Here is an 18,774-nt window from a genome sequence, read left to right on the forward strand (position 1 = left end):
CACTTTATATCTATTATAAAGGTGTAAACCTGAATAGTCAATGATATTTGGGCTCAGAGCAGGTTTTTAAAATGCCTGTTTATTCCAGTACAGCGCCTGTACTCCCGGAAGTTACACTTCTTGCATATCTCGCCAGATATCCTTTATTAATCCGTGGTTTACGTGGCATCCAGGCTTTATCAAAAATATTTTGTTGTCCCTATGACAATTCGAACATACCATTATAAAGCTGATAATATTTACCTTCTTGTTCCAATAATTCCTCATGGCTTCCACGCTCAATAATACAGCCATTTTCCAAAACCATAATGGCATTGGCATTTCGAACGGTGGACAGACGGTGAGCTATGACGAATACAGTTCTTCCCTGCATCAGTTTATCCATGCCTTTTTCGATCAGCTTTTCTGTACGGGTATCGATGGAACTGGTTGCCTCATCCAGTATCAGTACCAGGGGATCAGCAATTGCCGCACGGGCAATGGACAATAACTGGCGCTGTCCCTGGGAAAGATTGGTTCCGTCACTGTGCAGCATGGTCTGATATCCATTTGGCAGCCTCCGGATAAAGGAATGGGCATTGGCAAGCTTTGCTGCCGCAACCACCTCTTCATGATCCGCATCCAGTTTTCCATACCGGATATTTTCTTCAATTGTTCCGGTAAAAAGATGGGTATCCTGTAAAACCATTGATAATGAATGGCGCAGGTCATCCTTTTTGATCTGCTTTATATCAATTCCATCATAGGTGATGACGCCTTGATTAATTTCATAAAAACGGTTGATCAGATTTGTAATGGTAGTCTTTCCGGCTCCTGTTGAACCCACAAAAGCAATCTTCTGCCCTGGCTTGGCATAGAGATTTAATTTGTGCAGAATTTCATGATTTTCTTCATAAGAGAAGGATACATCATGAAAACGTACATCTCCTCTCATGGGAACCAGAACTTCTTTTCCATCTTTGTCAGGACAACTCCATGCCCAGTGATGATCCCGCTCCCTGCATGGCACCAGGCTTCCATCTGCGCCTTCAACCACCGGCGTCAGTGTAGTCTTTCCAGCATCTGCCTCTTCTGCTTCTTCAATAACTTCAAATATCCGCTCCGCACCTGCGACTGCCGCCAGTATAAAATTCATCTGCTGAGTAAATTGATTAATCGGCATTGCTGTCTGCCGTACATATACCAGATAACTGGATAAGCTGCCAAGATCCATCAGCCCGCTGATTGCAAACAAACCGCCAATGCACGCTGAAATCGCATAATTCAGATAAGAAATGCTGACAATTACCGGCACCATTCGTCCCCCATGAGTGAGCGCTTCTGTTGCAGATGCCCGGAGTTTTTCATTTCTCCTCTCAAATTCCCGGATATTTTCTTCTTCATGGTTGAACACCTTGACCACTTTAGCGCCTTCCACCATTTCTTCTACAAACCCATTCAGGCTTCCCAGATATTTTTGCTGCTGTGCGAAATACTTCTGGCTTTTTTTGCTGCTGTAACGGATGAATGCAAACATACAGATAAAAGATACAAAAACAACGAGACTCAGCCTGGCATTTAAAACCACAATCATTACAATTGTTCCCACAGTGACAATAAAGCTTTGTATTACCATGGTGAAACTATTATTCAACCCTTCCTGTACCGTATCCATATCATTGGTAAACCGTGACATTAACTCGCCGTGGGTCTTTGCATCAAAGTAAGACAGCGGCAGATTCTGGGTCTTACTAAACAGATCACTTCGGATTTCCTTTACCATTGCCTGTGCCGTTCTCACCATCAACTGGGTATAACCAAAGGTACATAAAACTCCGGTCAGATACATGGTTCCCATAAAGAGCAGCATTTTAATCAGCCCGGGTATATCTCCGGGAACGATATAATCGTTTACAATAGGCTTTAAAAGATAAGTGCCGTAAATATTGGCTCCCGCTGATATTATAACCATAACCGTCACCAGGCATAGCGCAAAGATATGGCGTTTAAAATAGCGCAGCATAGTTTTTAAGGTTTTCTTGATGTTTCTGGGCTTCTTATATCCTATTACTTTTGCCATTATTTATCAGCTCCTTCCTGTCCCGAAGTATATACTTCCTGATAAATGGGGTTTGTCTCCACTAACGTTTCATGGGTCCCTATCGCATTGATATGCCCGTCATCCAATACAATAATCTGGTCTGCATTTTTGACAGAACTGATTCTCTGGGCGATTATTATCTTTGTGGTATCTCCCATGTACTGTTCCAGTCCGTCCCGGATCTTCTTTTCCGTTGCGGTATCCACCGCACTTGTAGAATCATCCAGGATCAGTATTTTAGGACGTTTTAACAATGCCCTGGCAATGCAGAGACGCTGCTTCTGTCCACCGGATACGTTGACACCCCCCTGACCCAGATCAAAATCCAGACCCTGGGGAATCTTTTTCAGAAATTCGTCAGCACATGCAATATGACATGCCCAGTTAATTTCACTGTCATCCGCCTTTTCATTTCCCCAGAGCAGATTTTCCCGGATCGTTCCCGAAAATAATGTATTTCTCTGTAATACCATACCGATTGCTTCTCTCAAATGCTTCATCGGATACTCTTTTACATCGATACCGTCAATCTTAACGGTTCCTTCCGTCACATCGTACAGCCGCGGAATCAACTGCACCAGCGATGTCTTGGCAGATCCTGTGCCGCCTATGATACCAATGGTCTGCCCTGCTTCGATGTGAAATGTAATATCGCTGAGTACATATTCTTCTGCTTCCTCTTTGTATTTGAAATTGACATGTTCAAAATCGATGCTCCCACTTCCTACTTCTATATCTTTTGCCATGTCATCTTTGATTTCGCTTTGTTCTTCCATGACTTCCTGGATACGTCCTGCACTCGCAACACTTCTGGTAAGCATCATAAATACATTGGAAAGCATCATCAGGGAATTCAATATCTGCAGTACATAACTTAAGAAACCGGTCAGTTCCCCAACCTTCATACTGCCCACAAATATCAGATTGCCGCCAAACCAGAGAATAGCCACAATGGTAAAATACATCACAAACTGAAAACATGGCATATTAAGCACTGCCGTATGAAAAGCTTTTTCGCTGGTAAACTGTAGATTATCATTTACTTCTTTAAACTTTTCCTTTTCATAATTTCCCCGGACAAATGATTTCACAACCCGGATTGCGATAAGGTTTTCCTGGGTCACCCGGTTCACCATATCAACAGCTTTTTGCATTTTTCCATACATGGGACGCAGTTTCCTTATAATGCAAATAAGTGCAACAGCCAAAATCGGTACTGCTGCTACAAAGACAAGTGCCAGCCTGGCATTAATCACAAATGACATCGTGATTGCCATCACCAGCATGACAGGTGCCCGAACAGCCGGCCGTATTCCTCCGCTGATGGCATTTTGCAGAACAGCTACATCACTGGTAAGCCTGGTGATCAGTGAGGAAGTAGAAAACCGGTCCATATTCCCAAAGGAAAACTCCGAAAGCCGGCGAAATTCTTCCCCCCGAAGCTCTGCCCCAAATCCCTGTCCCGCCAGTGCCGCAAAACGGGCATATAAGATTCCCAGAAACAGTGATAAAAGAGCACACAATGCCATCAGAGAACCTTTCAGAAAGATATACGGAACATCTTTATTCACCACGCCTACGTCAATGATATCTGCCATAATCATGGGAATAATTAATTCAAACATGGTTTCCAGCACTACACAAATGCAGCTGATGTAAAGATATTTTTTATAATTATGAAAATATCTCATGAATTTCTGAATCATTGCACATTCTCCTTCCCGCTATTTGCCGTTTATATTTTCATACATCCGGTTTAAAAAATTCCGATACTGCTCCCGTTCTTCTTCTGTAAATCCCTGCAGGCTTTTTTCATCTGCCTCTTCACAGATTTTTTCCCACTCTCCAAGGGAAACAAGCCCTGCATCCGTCAGTACAATGTGAAATGCCCGGCGGTTTCCCGCTACATCCATTCGTTTTATCAATCCGTTCTTTTCCATCGTATCCAGCATCTTCGACATGGTAGCCGGCTCCACATTGCAAAACGAAGCCAGTTCCTTCTGCATACATGCTCCATGATCATAGAGATAATGCAGAACCTTAGGCTGCCCCACACAAAGTCCCGCTTCCAGAAGTTTGGGGCGGATCATATTTCTCTGGGCATGAAATGTCCTTGAGATAAGCAGGTGGAGGGAATCTTTTTTAATATTTATATTCATTTGTAATACCTCCTATCATTAGTCAACTAACTATTAGTATACTAACTATATCGCTATATGTGACGGGAGTCAATACCTCTTTTGATAATGGAGGGAGATATCTGTTGTTTTTGGATTGGAATTCATTTTTCGGAAAATATATGCTTTAGATTATCGATTTCTGTTACGGATAGATTTATGATAATTTACAATTGATCTGGGTTTGAAGATTTCATAAATTAGATGAATAGATTTTTTAATACTTCAGCGAATAATTTCATTTTAAATTTGGGTTTCGCTGAGTAATGACGCTTTGTGATGTAGGTAGTGTACGAAAAGATGGGTGTGGGAAACTGGCATGGGCTCCGTCAGCTGGCCGCAGAACTGGTATTTTCTAACCTTTCCGAAGCGCTTTTTGGCGGCACGCGGGCATTCGCTCCGAAATCCTGATGCATTTCGCAGCTCACTGCCCGCTTAGTATCCGATGGGAGCCAGTCGAATACTATCCGCCAAAAAACACTTCGGAAAGGTAAGTAAAATACTCAGCTCTGCTCTACGCTTCCTCCGCCCATACCAGTTTCCCACACCCATCTTTCCGAGATAGCATTCGTTGATACAAAGCTGGTTTTCTCAGCAGGTTGGAACCCCTGGGCTGTGGCAGGCTGTTCGTTATTGGATAAACACACAATTCATAGCAATACCCACCGGTGTCACCAAAAACGGATTTTCCGGCTTTATTGTTTTAATTCCTGTCTTCTTCTCGAAGATCTCCTCTATTCCTGTAAGGCAGCAAGTTCCTCCGCACAGATAGATTCCTTTGATTTTCTGATCGTGGATATATTTGTTGACAATGGATGCCATTTTTTCGAAAACCGGTTTTACAACCGGGTATATTTCTTTATGATTGCTGTAATCCTGTTTCATTACCTCGGCTTCTTCAAAAGATATGTGATATCTTCCGGAAAGAACCAGGGTCACATGGGTTCCTCCTGTTGCCTCGTCCTGAATTTCTTCTACTTTGCCGTTTTTGATGATTGCCAGCCCTGTAGTACCGCCTCCGATATCAACAATTACTCCATCTTTAATCTCATAGACTGAGTTGGCGGCAGATGGCTCATCCAGGATATTGATTACCTCGAACCCCGCCCCTTCGGCTACATAAGTATGGGTCTTTAAACTGCTTTGCGTACCTGCCGGCATTGCAATTGCACATTGTGACAATTCGCATTTCAAACGTTCTTCCAGCTTTGCCTTTAATTTTTTAACAATCTCAAGTGCGCCCAGATAATCTACCACAACACCGTCTCTCAATACTCTGGCACTTTGCTTTTCACATGCCACGGGCTGATTATTTTCATCTAATACAGCAATTACAATATATGCCGTACCCAGGTCCAATCCTACCTTTAACTTGCCTTTATAGGGGAAAGTTTTTGTCTCAGCTTCTGTGACCTTTTTCATGTACTCATTTACTTTTTCTATATTCATTCAAAAAACTCTCCCGTAATTACAATATTTTATTGATCTGCTCGCCCTTTAACCACTGGTCGATATTTCGGAACACAATTTCAGCTCTGATTTCCATAGATTCTTTTGTAGCAAATGCCACATGGGGAGTTACAATGGTATTTTTCGCATGAAGCAGCGGATGATCGGTATTAAGCGGAGGTTCCACTTCGAATACATCGATGCCTGCTCCTGCAATGCGTCCTTCATTCAGTGCCTTTGCCAGAGCATCTGAATCCACTACGGGTCCTCTTGCAGCATTTATCAGGATCGCAGATTTTTTCATATATCCAATGGTCTCCTGGTTGATCAGATGGCGGGACTGTTCCGTTAACGGGCAGTGGAGTGCTACAATATCTGCTTCTTCCAACAAGTCTTTTAACGGCATATAAGTGATCAGTTCACTGTTCTCCTTCTTTGAAAATCCATTATAGGCAATGACTTTACAGCCGAATGCACTGCAAAGCTGTGCGGTACGCATTCCGATTGCTCCTGTACCTATGATTCCCACAGTTTTTCCTTTTAATTCAAAACCAACAAGACCATCCTTCGTTTTTCCATCCCTGCAGCGTGCTTCCACCTGAGGAACGTTTCGAAGAAGTGAGAGTATCATGCCCAGCGTAAGCTCTGCTACTGATTCATTTGAATATCCGGAAGCGTTACTAAGGGCAGCTCCCATTTCTTTTGCGGCCTCCAGATCTACATGATCTACACCGGTAAATGCCACATCTATAAATTTTAAATGGCTGCAATTGCGAATTACTTCCTGTCTCAGCGGCATATTTGCCAGTATCAGGATATCCGCATCTTTGCTTTCTTCCTTTAATACTTCCTCATCACTGCTCTTTTCATATGCGTGGAAGGTATGTCCTGCTTCTTCCAGCGGTTTTATATAGCTTTTTAATATATCCTCGCTGACTGCAAGGGATTCTAACATTACAATATTCATGAAATTACTCCTTTATTCTTTGGTAAATTTAAAAAATTCAAATAGAGTATACATCAGCCGTCCGCAGAAATCAATAGCCCTCAACATCATAATAAAAAGCATACTGCTGCAGAATTCCGGCAAATCCCTGATACTTTGAAAATGGGAAACCCTCCGGATAATGACGGTCTAATACCTTCTGAATATGGGTATCTATGGGAAATGCATCGATATGATGCAGTGCAAACAGACATATGCATTCTGCCACCTTTATTCCAACTCCGCATAACTTTAAGAGTTCTCTTCTGGCATCCTCATAATTTAAATCATAGAGACGGTATAAATCAAAACCTCCGCTTACGACCATATCTGCGGTCTTTCTGATATACTTATTCCGGTACCCCAGGCTGCAGGAACACAGATCCTCTTCACCCAGACCTGCAAGCGCCTCCGGTTTGGGGAACGTATAATATGTTTCATTCCGGAAATTTGTTCTTTTTTCTCCATAGGCTCTGCAAAGAGACTCTACGCATTTTTTAATCCTCGGAATGTTGTTTTGCTGGGATATGATAAAAGTAATTACCATTTCCCAAAGCTCCTGGCGCAGGATGCGGATCCCTCTGCCATATGCACAAGCGTTTTGCATGTACAGATCCTTACTTTCAATCTGTGCCTTAAATGCTCCATAATCTGTCGTAAGATCAAAGTAAGAATCCCAGATCTCACGAAATTCATTCTCTTCACAGAAAAAAGTGATTTCTTCCTCCTGCTGCACTATCTCCAGATACCGCTCCCGGGCTATCAGGGAATAGCTGCCGTCTTCCCTTTTGTTCAAGCGGAAACACTGCCCGGAATCAGCAATCTGTGCTATATCAAAGTCCTTAATGATCTTTATTGTCTTTTCTGTCATGTATTTTCCTTACTGTCTTTTGTGTAAATGTATTATATATAAATTTCTTATCTCCGGTATCTGTATCTTTGTTTAAAGCAATTGATTAGTACCTCATACTTCTAATCATTCGACTTTAAATGTACAATTTTATTTTTCGTTCGGTTTTCAATTATTTCTAACTGCCCAATACTCTGTACAAATTTTGCAAAAGTTGCATAACCGTAATCCTTCACTTTAAAGTTATCAAATTTCCGGTGAATCCGATTGCCTAAGAATGCCAGTTCCATGCCTTCCCTGCCGCTGCTTCGTACCAGGTTAATGGCATATTCCGACAGCTGCTCTTTCTTAATATTGTTATCTTTCATACGAACCATGATGGCATTATTGTTCTTGGTAAGTTCAAAGCTTTCCATTTCTTCCAAAAACTTTGACAGGGAACTGTATCCATAATTACGGACATCAAAATCCGAATATTTCTTCACCAGCCGGCTTCCGATTTCCCCAAGGCCGGTCATTCTGTCCTTGTCATCATTTTCTGTTATAATGGATACGATGTCATTCTCAATGACACGTTTGCTGATAATACTGCTGTCTTCCATCCCCGGCTGGCTGTCTCCCAGGCGGCTTCTGCTGCCGATAGAGCTGTCACTTAACCGGCTCTTATGAACAAAGACTTCTTCCTGTGTTTCTTCATCCTGCTCCAGCAAAATCTCCAGATTCGTAAATACCGTACAGGCGGCACGGAAAGATCTTGGAGTCTTTTCCTCTCCCATTCCGATTACATCTTTGCCGGATTCCCGCAGCCTCCCCGCTAACCGTGTAAAGTCGCTGTCGCTGGAAACGATACAGAAACCATCTACATTATTGGTATACAATATATCCATGGCATCAATAATCAATGCGGAATCGGTTGCATTTTTCCCTACGGTATTGCTGAACTGCTGGATTGGCATAATAGAATTCTCAAGGAGTGCCTGTTTCCATCTCGTCGTCTGCGCACTGGTCCAATCTCCATAAATCCTCTTGTATGTGATGACTCCGTACTTGGTCATTTCATTCAGAATACAAGATATATATTTTGAAGAAATATTGTCTGAATCGATCAATACTGCAAATGTTTTTTCTCTCATTTTTTTGTTGCCCTCTTTTCATTTCATATCATGTGAATTAATACAATAGACTCCGAAGCAGTTCTTTCAAGAGCTGTTCCAGATCCGCTACTGCACATCCGCCCTCATTTCGGTCATCTTCAAACCCGCTATAATAGCCATACAGAAGTTCCAATTGCAGCCAGCGTCCCTCTTTTACCGCCTTTATTACTATATCTGCTGCAGAATTATTTTTGTAAACATAACGGGACAGCGCTCTTGCAACCCCGTCAATATTTCTCTTATCTAACAACCTTTCTTTGGAAGCCCGGTTCAGCTTTTCTGCCAGTTCCGGATAGTCCTTCATTATTTCGTCGTAGTCTTTCCCTTTTTCCAATCTCCCGATCTTCTCCTTCATTTGGCACTTATTGCGTAATTTTTCTTATTTTATTATAATTTAAATGAACGCAAATAGCAATGTTATCTGAGGGATTCTTTGATAAAGTTATTATTTCCTACTCCGGACGCGTATACTTTCCTTAACTTTCAGAATCAATCTTAACCTTTTCATAAGTTTATCTTCACTTTTTATAAATGATTGCACATACATTTTTTATTGTTTTCTACATCAGGTATGGTATACTCTTTTAATATAATTTGAAACTTATACATAATATAAATATACAGAGCGGCTAACAAAATCTCTTAGATTGCTCCCGAAAAGGATGTGATAGCAAGATGTTAATAACAAAGAAATTTATATTGTCGGAACAGAATGCGGATATGGTTGCAGATCTCATAGAAGAAACATTGCAGCAGCTTTCTGCAGCACCGGAAGAAATATTAAAGATACGTCTCTCTTTGGAAAAGGCACTGGATAGCTGGATGGAAAAAGGATTGGCACCCAATTCCGGGGAATTAATTATCCAGACACGTCTGAAAAAAATACAGATAACACTGAAGGTACAGGGCAAAGAGGCAAACCCTTACGAGCAGAATGATGATGACCAGTTTGGAGATGCATTTTTCAGCCAGCCGTTTCTTGCGGCTATTGGCAGCGGGTGCGGCTATGTGTACTCCAAGGGAATGAATATTGTTTCAGTTAGTATCAAGCTCAAGGCTTCCAACCCATTTTTGCCTATCGCAATTGCGATCATCCTGGCACTGGCCGCAGGTGTGGTAACCCATTACCTGCCTATAGAAGCCTCTGATTTTCTGCTGAACCAGGCAGCAATCCCTCTATTTGACACATTTGCCGGTATTCTGACAACGGTGGTCTGTCCTATGCTGTTTTTTGCCGTTGTATGGGGAATTTACCATATCGGAGCACCGAACCGGCTGGGAAGTGTGGGCAAAAAAGTACTGCAGCACTTTAGCGCAATTCTCATAACAATGACCATATTAGGAGGGATTGCGGCAGCCTTGTTCACAAAGGTGCATTTTCCCTCAACAGGTGCAGACGGCATTCAGGCAGAATCCATTTTTCAACTGCTACTTGATGCCATTCCGGAAAATGTCATCGACCCGTTCCAGACCGGAAATGCCATACAGATCATTGTTCTGGCTGTACTTGTGGGAATGGCAATGGTACTGCTGCAACACCGGATCAGCATTGCCGGACAGTTAGTTGAACAATGCAATGCTATATCGCAAAGTATTTTAGGATTTATTTCCGCCGTTTCACCGGCTTTCGTTTTTTTAAGTATTTACCGGCTTATCGTAGGCAATTACATACCTCTTCTTTTATATATGCTGCAAATGGCAGGTGTCTATCTGCTATGCATGGCAATTGTATTCCTCCTGTATCTGGTATCGGTAAAGGTAAAAGAGGGAATTTCGCCAATCCGTATATTGAAGAAAATTATGCCTTCCTCCTTTCTTGCCTTAGTAAATGCTTCCTCATCCGCAGCTTATTCTGATATGCGAAACAACTGCGATAAGAAACTGGGTATTGACCACCGCCTTTCTAAATTTACCATTTCCTTTGGAAGTGTGGTATTTAAACCTGCTACCGTGGTGCATTTAATACTGCTTACTGTTTTTGCTGCACAGGCATTCGAGATCAAAATAACCATTGCTATGCTGGTTATTACCATGATTGTGTCATTTACACTGGCTGCGGCAGCTCCATCTATTCCCGGTGGATTTCTTGCAGGTTATGCCGTTCTTTTTATACAGGCCGGAATTCCCGCAGAAGCACTTGGATTGGCGGTCATTGCTGATATTGTTATGAATGCCTTAAATGCTGCAATTAATGTAATAATTTTACAATTTGAAGTTTTACATTGTGCGAAAAGGTCAGATTTGCTGAATACTGAAGTCTTAAACGATAATACACTCTCATAAGAAATTGCCTGCTGTGCATACTAAGTAATATGGCAGGCGATTGCCATAACACTTATGCAAAGTATATGCATGAAAAGAGAGGAGATTTGAATATGGAAAACAAAGGTTATAATAATTATGATGTTACCGAACTTCCCCAGTCCTGTAAATCCGTTATGGAACACATGGTAAACGAACTGGACAAAGAGGAAGAAGAAGCAGCAGCACAATCCAGTACAAAAAGTAAAAGTAAAAGTAAAAAGAAGAAGAAAAAGAATTCATAGCCGCAAAAGCATCCGGATTATTTTAAATCCGGGTGCTTTTCTATTATCCGGCACATTTTTATTTTCTGTCACTTTTGAATTACTCTACTCTCATTTTTCATTTCTTTGCAATGATTTCATAACAATTTTTTTCTTGTACCATATATTATCTTAAAACGAATATTTGACAAAGGAGGGTTTATGCTCAAGAAAATTTTAGCCATTCTCTTATCTACGTTACTGCTGTTTTCTTTTTTTCCTGTATTTATTGTTTGTGCGATTCCTCCTTCCTCACATCCCCTCTACCTTGGTATTGACGTGAGCTTTTATCAGGAAGATATTGATTTTGAACAGGTTGCTGACTCTGGAATTCAGGTTGTTTATATACGTTCCAGCCTAGGTGGCGATTATATTGATCCAAAATTTGAAGACAATTACGCCAAGGCCTCTGCTGCCGGGCTGTCCATTGGCTTTTACCATTATGTAACCGCAAGAAGCATCTCCCAGGCACAGTATCAGGCACAATTTTTTGTAAACACTATCCAAGACAAGGACTTCGACTGCAGGCTGGCTATGGATTTTGAAGATCTGCAATATCTGACAGATACAGAAATAAATGCCATTGGATTGGCATTTATCCAGACTGTAGAACAGTTAAGCGGCAAGAAAGCTGTGGTCTATAGTGATTCCTATAATGCAGGTTACACATTTAGCGGAGCGATTACTGCCTACCCACTGTGGGTAGCCGAATATGGCGCAGCTTCCCCATCCGATAATTCAAATTGGAATTTCTGGGTTGGCTGGCAGCATTCGGACACAGGCAGGATTCCGGGAATCAGTACAAATGTCGATCTGGACTATTTTACCGATGGCATCTTTCTGGACAACAGCGGCCCGGTAAATCCTGTTCCTCCCCCACCGGAACCCTCTACTTCATATGTGGAATACCGGGTTAAATCCGGTGATACACTTTGGAATATTGCCCAGCTCTATCACACCAGTATTACCGCAATTGCAAACGAAAATGCTCTTGCAAACCCCAATCTTATTTATCCCGGTCAGATACTGCGCATTCCCATACCGGATAATACACCGTCTGAAGATACGTACCTGACCTATACGGTAAAACCAGGGGATACACTCTGGGCAATTTCACGAAATTACCATACCAGTATTGCAGACCTTGTAAAACTGAATCAGATTCACAATGAGAATCTGATTTATCCTGGCCAAAAACTCAGAATTCCCTGTACGCCGGATTCCGGTTCTTCAAAACCGGTTCAATGGTATACGGTAAAATCCGGCGACACCCTCTGGGCTATAGCCGCTAAATACAACACTACAATCAGCGCTCTTGTATCTGTTAACCATATTTCAAATCCAAACTTTATTTTAATCGGGCAGAAACTGCAGATTCCAAGCTAAGTAAAATGTGCTGATAACATGAATGAATTTTCAAACACGTTCTGTGGCGGATGAAAAATAGAATTCAGGGCATATCTGATTGCAATTAAAACTACCCTGCATTATTGTTATACAATACTGCAGGGCATCTTAAATTATCTTTTCATTTAATTACCTTTCCCATTCAATACATATACGAATTTATTTACGCTTTAACTACTCTTTCATTAACACTCATAACAAAATCTTCGATTTTCTTTTTGTCAGGTGCATCCGGCAGACCGGTATTTCTCGCCGCATTATCCAATCGTTTTTCATAACCCGACAATATTTCATAAAACTCATCCCGGTACATGCCGTCTTCTCTTTGAAATGCTCCATTTCTGACACTCATCAACAAATCATGCTCTTCTTCCCGGTAAGTACAAATCTCTTCTTTTTCCAGAATATCAATGGCCATCATAAAAAGCCGCAACAGATGCATCGCATGTTTATTCAGATGATTTTCATCTTTCTTATGATTGCGTTTACCAATTTTGTCATACTCTTTTACCACATTGTTTATCTCACACCAGATATTGCGGTAATCTCTCAATGGATAATGGGACAAATCTGCATCCATAAAAATCTCCTGCTCAAATTCAGGGTTTACAGCTTGGTCCAGATAAATATTGATACTTCCATTTCCAAACTGTGCGTAACGCTCCTGAAAATTGTACATGGCATTTTCTACAGACCGCAATATATGCTGTTCCTTCTCTGCCTGGGGCATTGTATCCCTTGCCAGAGCATTTTGCAGTCTTCGCAGCTGCTGACCGGCATAACCGCCGAAGGAGTGAATAGCGCGCTTTGATAAAAATAATTTCTTTTGATCCAGCAGTTCCTGGCCCACCGGGGATAAATACAGATAATGTTCCTGTTTTAGTCCCAGCATTTCACAGGTATTGGGATTACAGTCCATTAACAGCTTTATAATCTTGTTAAAAGTGTAAATTGTAGTGTCTGTTTTATCATCTGCATATTGATCATAGCTGCTCAGTCCGATCAGATCCGACTTGCGGTTGAGGGTAATCCCACGGACATCATAATCGCTGAATTCGTTATTTGTTCCATACGCATAGCTTCCTGCAACAGAAAGGAGAATCAGGTTCTTTCCCAGATGCTCATCCTGCCAGAGGAAATTATACTCCGGTGTATGTATCAGGTTTTTAAAGTTCATGGTTCTACCCTGTGGTATATCGCAGATAAATCTGCGATATACTCACAAACTTTCCTCTCTAGTTAGAAAACACTTTAATCCACGAATCTCTCCGCTCATGATCAAAGAAAGATTCTTCTTTATTTTTTCACTCGTCCAATCCCACCATTTTAATTCCAGCAGGTCTTCCACTGTCTGCCTGTCAAAGCGCATTTTAATCTTCTTTGCGGGAACTCCGCCTACAATGGTATAGGGCGGCACATCCTTTGTTACTACCGCTCTGGTTCCGATTACAGCCCCATCTCCGATATGCACGCCTGCCATAATTACGGCTTCATATCCGATCCAGACATCATTTCCAATCATGATATCACCCTTGTTATCCCATGCATCAGTTACATGTTCTTTCTTTAAATCCCACTCTTCAAAAAAAATGGGAAATGTATAGTTAGAAAGAGATCCCATAGCATGATTGGCGCTGGTGAACATGAACTTTGCTCCACAGGCAATGGAACAGAATTTCCCAATGACCAGCTTGTCTTTATTCACGGGATAATGGTACAGAACATTATTTTTTTCGAAATCTGCAGGGTTTTTTACAAAATCATTATAGATGGTGTATTTTCCTACTTTGATATTTGGGTTTGTTACTACCTGGTCTAAATATACGGTCTCTTTATCATTACTTCTTGGATATATTTTATTTACTGGAATAGTCATTTCAAATCCTCCTGTTTTTATGCTGATTTTCTTTTATACTATTCCAGTTTATGCAATACAGCGTTTCACCTGGGTCCGCCTCCTATTTATATCTCCTGTTCATAATTCCCCTGTTCACGGGGTGTCAGTATTTCGATTATTTTTACACATTATATTATATTCTTACTGTTTTGCCAAGCGTTTCTTTTATTTCATTTTTCAAAGAAAATCATTCCCTATACATAAGATATCTATTTAAGGCAAAAATAAACAGGGTAATATATAAGAATTGGAGGAATCAACATGCATTTAGAACCAAAATTTATTATTGATAGAGAAAACCATCTCGTCCTTGAAGTGATCAGTCCCGGCAACCCAACAGCATCCTGTACCTGTCAGGATTTTACCGAACTGAAACCCAATACATCTGAGGGTGCTTCGGAAAAACATCTTCCCATTATTGAAATCAGCGGTAATCAGGTTACTGTTAAAGTCGGCAGTATCTATCACCCAATGACAGAAGAGCACAGCATTGCATGGGTGTATCTGCAGACAAAAATGGGCTGTCAGAGAATAAATCTCTGTCCAACCTGTGAGCCGGTAGCAAATTTTGTATTAACTGACGGAGATGAAGCAATTGCAGCTTATGCTTACTGCAATCTGCATGGTTTCTGGAAAACAGAAGTCTAAAGAAATATAAAAACAGCCGGATCAAATCTGATTTTAATAAAAAATCATTTTTGTTTCCGGCTGCTTTTTATAATCATATACTTTTATTTCTTATAATATAACCTTGTCTCATATGGACGCAGAACCGTCACTTTCTCAGGAACCTGACTATCATAACCTTTCATAAGGCCCTGGCTATCATAACTTTTCATAAGGCCCTGCCCATCATAATTTCCCAGAAGACATTGATAATCCCCCAGATCCATTCCCGGATCCCACCCTGCTTCTTTTCCATAGAAGTTACTTGCTGCCACTAGTACTTCACCTTTATAGGTGCGCTTGTAAACCATTACAGATGGGTTATTTATATCCAGCGCTTCGAAATCCCCATAGGCGATCACTTCATAATCTTTACGCAGGCTGACCAATTTCTTATAGTAATAGAAGATCGAATCCGGATCATCCAACTGCTCTCTGGCATTAATTTTCTTATAATTAGGATTTACCTCTATCCATGGTTCTCCTTTTGTAAATCCTGCCTGGGTTTCCTCACTCCACTGCATGGGAGTACGGCTGTTATCCCTGGAATGTGCCATAAGAATCTGATATGCCTGTTCTTCGCTTAATCCTTTTTCCTGAAGGATCTGAAAATGGTTCAGGCTTTCCACATCCCGATACTGGGAGATATCTTCGAATTCTGCATTAGTCATTCCCAATTCTTCTCCCTGGTATATATAAGGGGTTCCTCTCAGACAATGAATCACCGTTGCCAGCATCTTCGCAGATTCTTTCCAGTACTTTTTCGTATCCCCAAAACGGGAAACCACTCTTGGCTGGTCATGATTACACCAAAACACCGCATTCCATGCATGATTTTTTGCCATATTCGTCTGCCAGTCAAATAGGATCTGCTTTAATTTTGCAAAATCATAAGGTATCAGTACCCATTTTTCGTTCCCCATAAAATCCACCTTAAGGTGATGAAAACTAAAAACCATGGAAAACTCTTTTCCATCTTCTCCAGCATATTGATAACAGTTTTCCATAGAAGTACTGGACATTTCCCCTACAGTAATTATTCCTTTTTCTTTTCCAAATGTCTTTTCATTAAGCTCTCTTAAATACTTATGAATATTGGGACCATCGGTGTAAAACCTTCTGCCGTCCCCTTCATAATCATCTTCAAATGCTTCCTTGCTGATCAGATTCACTACATCAAACCGGAATCCTTTCACACCTTTCCCCATCCAGAATTGAACTATTTCCTGCATTTCTTTTCGTACATCCTCGTTATCCCAGTTCAGGTCTGGCTGGGATACATCAAATAAATGCAGGTAATACTCGTCAAATGCCTCTACATACTCCCAGGCATTACCACCGAACTTGCTTTCCCAGTTCGTTGGTGGAATTCCAGATCCTTTTCCCTTTTTTAAAATGTAATAATTTTTATATTTCGCATCACCTGTTAATGCTTTTTGAAACCATTCATGACGGTTTGAGGTATGGTTAAATACCATATCCAGCATAAGTGATATTTCCCTTTTCGCCGCTTCTTTTACCAGATTTTCGAAATCCTCCATTGTCCCGTAAGAAGGATCAATCTGATAATAATCTGCAACGTCATAACCGTTATCCTTCTGGGGTGATAGAAAAAAAGGAGTCAGCCAGATGTAATCTATCCCCAATTCTTTCAAATAATCCAGTTTGCTGATTATGCCCCTCAGATCACCGGTTCCGTTTCCTTTACTGTCAGCAAAGGATTTTGGATAAATTTGATAAACTGTGCTTTTCTTAAAATCTGTCATGGTGCCATCCTCCTCTATTCATATGCCGCAATAACAGTTTCTCCTGCTTCTGCCTGCAAGTTAGACAGGAAGCGTATATTAGATGCATTCCCTTCATCGGTTACAATAAATACCGTAGTTGCCGGATGACCGGCTTTTTTAATTTTCTCTTTTGAGAAGCGAATCAATGGATCGCCGCAGCGAACGGTATCTCCTTCTTTTACAAAGAGTTCAAATCCTTCTCCATTCATATCTACAGTATCAATCCCTACATGAATCAGGATCTCCATTCCATTTTCCAGTACAAGACCGCAGGCATGTCCGGAATCTTCCATTACAACACTTACGGATCCGTCCGCAGGTGCAACTACTGTCTCGCTCTCCGGTTCTATTCCAACACCTTCTCCCATAATTTTCTGTGAAAACACATCATCCGGTACTTCCTCAATCGGAATAATTTTACCGGTTAAAACAGACATCAGAACCTGTTCTTTTTTGGAAGGAGCAGCGGCATCCATTTCTTTAGCTGTATCCACCTCTGCTGCCGCGATCCCTCTCTCCTGTAAAGTAAGTTTCTTTTTCCCCATAATCCATGTCAGAACAAATGGTACTACCAGTACGATCAGCATACAAATGGCAAACACCGCCATAAACTCTGTTTTAATGGAAAGAATGCCGGGAATACCTCCAACGCCTACTGCATTAGCCATTACCCCGGTACTTACCGCCAGTGCGCCTGCTATACCGGAACCGATCATTCCGCTGATAAACGGAAAACCTGCTTTTAAATTGACACCGAATATTGCCGGCTCGGTAACACCTAAGTAACAGGAAATGCATGCCGGTATTGCTACCTGCTGAGCACGTTCATTCTTCTTCTGTAATACAATCATAGCTAAAACGGCGGAGCCCTGTGCAATATTGGAAAGGGCTATCATAGGCCACAGAATTGTGCCCTGGTAATCCGCAATCAGCTGTAAATCTATTGCATTGGTCATATGATGCAGCCCCGTAATTACTAAAGGTGCATAAATAAATCCAAAGAATGCTCCAAACAATCCCCGGAAGCTTGAAGTAAGCCCTGCATAAACGCCTGCCGAAATCCAGGAACCCAGCTGCCATCCAATCGGACCTAAAATACCATGGGCAACGATAACGGAAAGCAGCAATGACATAAACGGAACCACAATCATGCTGATAGCCGCAGGTGTGATTTTCTTAAAAAACCGCTCCAGATATACCAGGGTAAATCCGGCAAGTATCGCAGGTATAACCTGTCCCTGATATCCCGCCATCTGCATTTGAAAGAAGCCAAAATCCCAGTACTTCATTGCCGCCTGCCCTACCTCGTAGGCATTGAGCAGCTGCGGAGAGACCAACGTAATTCCCAGCACAATACCAAGAATCTGCGTAGTTCCCATTTTTTTCGTGACAGACCATACGATTCCAACCGGAAGAAAATGAAATACCGCTTCTCCAATCAGCCAGAGAAAACTGTATATCCCGCTCCAGAACACGGAAACATCGGTCAGTGTCTTGGTCCCGCCTTCCAGAAATTTAACATCACCAATAATATTACGGAATCCGAGAATTAAACCGCCTACAATAATTGCAGGTATCAGCGGCGCAAAAATTTCAGCCAGATTTGATACTCCTTTTTGCAGCGGATTCTGCTTTTTCTTTGCTTCCTGTTTCACCTGGTCTTTACTTTCCTGCTTCATTTACCTGTCTGAGAAAATTAAAAAATCACAAAAAGGATACCTCTTCCATTTTTCTGCAAAAATTTGCACCCATTCATTC

Annotated in this window: 17 protein-coding genes; 5 read left to right on the forward strand and 12 right to left on the reverse strand. The window is 41.4% G+C overall.

Annotated features, from left to right (window positions below; translation table 11 throughout):
- Positions 1-199: 199 nt before the first annotated feature.
- The 3 genes from RHS_RS08035 to RHS_RS08045 are packed head-to-tail and all read right to left on the reverse strand — an operon-like array spanning position 200 to position 4,239.
- On the reverse strand, positions 200-2,059 hold the full coding sequence (locus RHS_RS08035) for an ABC transporter ATP-binding protein (RefSeq protein WP_047832875.1): 1,860 nt from the start codon (positions 2,057-2,059) through the stop codon (positions 200-202).
- Positions 2,059-3,786, reverse strand: a complete 1,728-nt coding sequence (locus RHS_RS08040) for an ABC transporter ATP-binding protein (protein WP_047832876.1) — start codon at positions 3,784-3,786, stop codon at positions 2,059-2,061. The genes RHS_RS08035 and RHS_RS08040 overlap by 1 nt, the downstream gene beginning before the upstream one ends.
- 18 nt (positions 3,787-3,804) lie before the next feature.
- Complete coding sequence (locus RHS_RS08045; protein ID WP_044289421.1) at positions 3,805-4,239, reverse strand: MarR family winged helix-turn-helix transcriptional regulator; 435 nt, start codon at positions 4,237-4,239, stop codon at positions 3,805-3,807.
- Between the two features lie 306 nt (positions 4,240-4,545).
- Here RHS_RS08045 and RHS_RS30575 point away from each other — a divergent pair, with 306 nt between their 5' ends.
- A complete protein-coding gene (locus RHS_RS30575) occupies positions 4,546-4,668 on the forward strand; it encodes a hypothetical protein (protein WP_255348091.1) in 123 nt (40 codons plus the stop codon).
- Between the two features lie 219 nt (positions 4,669-4,887).
- On the opposite strand, the gene eutJ is transcribed toward RHS_RS30575, so the two are convergent.
- From eutJ to RHS_RS08070, 5 genes are all read right to left on the reverse strand, one after another.
- Positions 4,888-5,706: an ethanolamine utilization protein EutJ gene (gene eutJ / locus RHS_RS08050; protein ID WP_047832877.1), complete on the reverse strand. Its 819-nt coding sequence runs from the start codon at positions 5,704-5,706 to the stop codon at positions 4,888-4,890.
- A 19-nt stretch (positions 5,707-5,725) separates the two neighbouring features.
- Entirely contained in the window at positions 5,726-6,673 is a 948-nt protein-coding gene (locus RHS_RS08055; RefSeq protein WP_047832878.1) for an NAD(P)-dependent oxidoreductase, read from the reverse strand.
- A gap of 70 nt (positions 6,674-6,743) precedes the next feature.
- Positions 6,744-7,562, reverse strand: coding sequence for a DNA-3-methyladenine glycosylase (locus RHS_RS08060; RefSeq protein WP_044294762.1), 819 nt, complete (start codon positions 7,560-7,562; stop codon positions 6,744-6,746).
- Positions 7,563-7,663: 101 nt separating this feature from the next.
- Complete coding sequence (locus RHS_RS08065; protein WP_027294506.1) at positions 7,664-8,674, reverse strand: NYN domain-containing protein; 1,011 nt, start codon at positions 8,672-8,674, stop codon at positions 7,664-7,666.
- A 37-nt stretch (positions 8,675-8,711) separates the two neighbouring features.
- Positions 8,712-9,029, reverse strand: a complete 318-nt coding sequence (locus tag RHS_RS08070; RefSeq protein ID WP_047832879.1) for a hypothetical protein — start codon at positions 9,027-9,029, stop codon at positions 8,712-8,714.
- 341 nt (positions 9,030-9,370) lie between these two features.
- Between RHS_RS08070 and RHS_RS08075 the strand changes: the two genes are divergently transcribed.
- The 3 genes from RHS_RS08075 to RHS_RS08080 all read left to right on the forward strand — a co-directional run bounded on the left by RHS_RS08075 (position 9,371) and on the right by RHS_RS08080 (position 12,645).
- Entirely contained in the window at positions 9,371-10,978 is a 1,608-nt protein-coding gene (locus RHS_RS08075) for a dicarboxylate/amino acid:cation symporter (protein WP_047832880.1), read from the forward strand.
- 92 nt (positions 10,979-11,070) lie between these two features.
- Positions 11,071-11,241: a hypothetical protein gene (locus tag RHS_RS30580; protein ID WP_395021784.1), complete on the forward strand. Its 171-nt coding sequence runs from the start codon at positions 11,071-11,073 to the stop codon at positions 11,239-11,241.
- Positions 11,242-11,421: 180 nt separating this feature from the next.
- Complete coding sequence (locus RHS_RS08080) at positions 11,422-12,645, forward strand: LysM peptidoglycan-binding domain-containing protein (RefSeq protein WP_047832881.1); 1,224 nt, start codon at positions 11,422-11,424, stop codon at positions 12,643-12,645.
- 184 nt (positions 12,646-12,829) lie between these two features.
- Here the strand turns inward: RHS_RS08080 and RHS_RS08085 are convergent, their stop codons facing one another.
- Positions 12,830-13,843: a DNA polymerase beta superfamily protein gene (locus RHS_RS08085; RefSeq protein WP_047832882.1), complete on the reverse strand. Its 1,014-nt coding sequence runs from the start codon at positions 13,841-13,843 to the stop codon at positions 12,830-12,832.
- A gap of 42 nt (positions 13,844-13,885) precedes the next feature.
- A complete protein-coding gene (locus tag RHS_RS08090) occupies positions 13,886-14,542 on the reverse strand; it encodes a CatB-related O-acetyltransferase (protein ID WP_047832883.1) in 657 nt (218 codons plus the stop codon).
- Positions 14,543-14,824: 282 nt separating this feature from the next.
- Here RHS_RS08090 and RHS_RS08095 point away from each other — a divergent pair, with 282 nt between their 5' ends.
- The gene (locus RHS_RS08095; protein ID WP_027294511.1) at positions 14,825-15,211 is read left to right on the forward strand and encodes a desulfoferrodoxin family protein; all 387 of its coding nucleotides are present in this window, start codon (positions 14,825-14,827) and stop codon (positions 15,209-15,211) included.
- Between the two features lie 83 nt (positions 15,212-15,294).
- On the opposite strand, the gene treC is transcribed toward RHS_RS08095, so the two are convergent.
- Together treC and treB are read right to left on the reverse strand one after the other, a co-directional pair.
- Complete coding sequence (gene treC / locus RHS_RS08100; RefSeq protein WP_047832884.1) at positions 15,295-16,995, reverse strand: alpha,alpha-phosphotrehalase; 1,701 nt, start codon at positions 16,993-16,995, stop codon at positions 15,295-15,297.
- Positions 16,996-17,009: 14 nt separating this feature from the next.
- Entirely contained in the window at positions 17,010-18,695 is a 1,686-nt protein-coding gene (gene treB, locus RHS_RS08105) for a PTS trehalose transporter subunit IIBC (protein ID WP_047832885.1), read from the reverse strand.
- Positions 18,696-18,774: the final 79 nt, after the last annotated feature.

Source organism: Robinsoniella sp. RHS, from assembly GCF_001029355.1.
In the GTDB taxonomy this organism is placed as follows: Bacteria; Bacillota; Clostridia; order Lachnospirales; family Lachnospiraceae; genus Robinsoniella; species Robinsoniella peoriensis.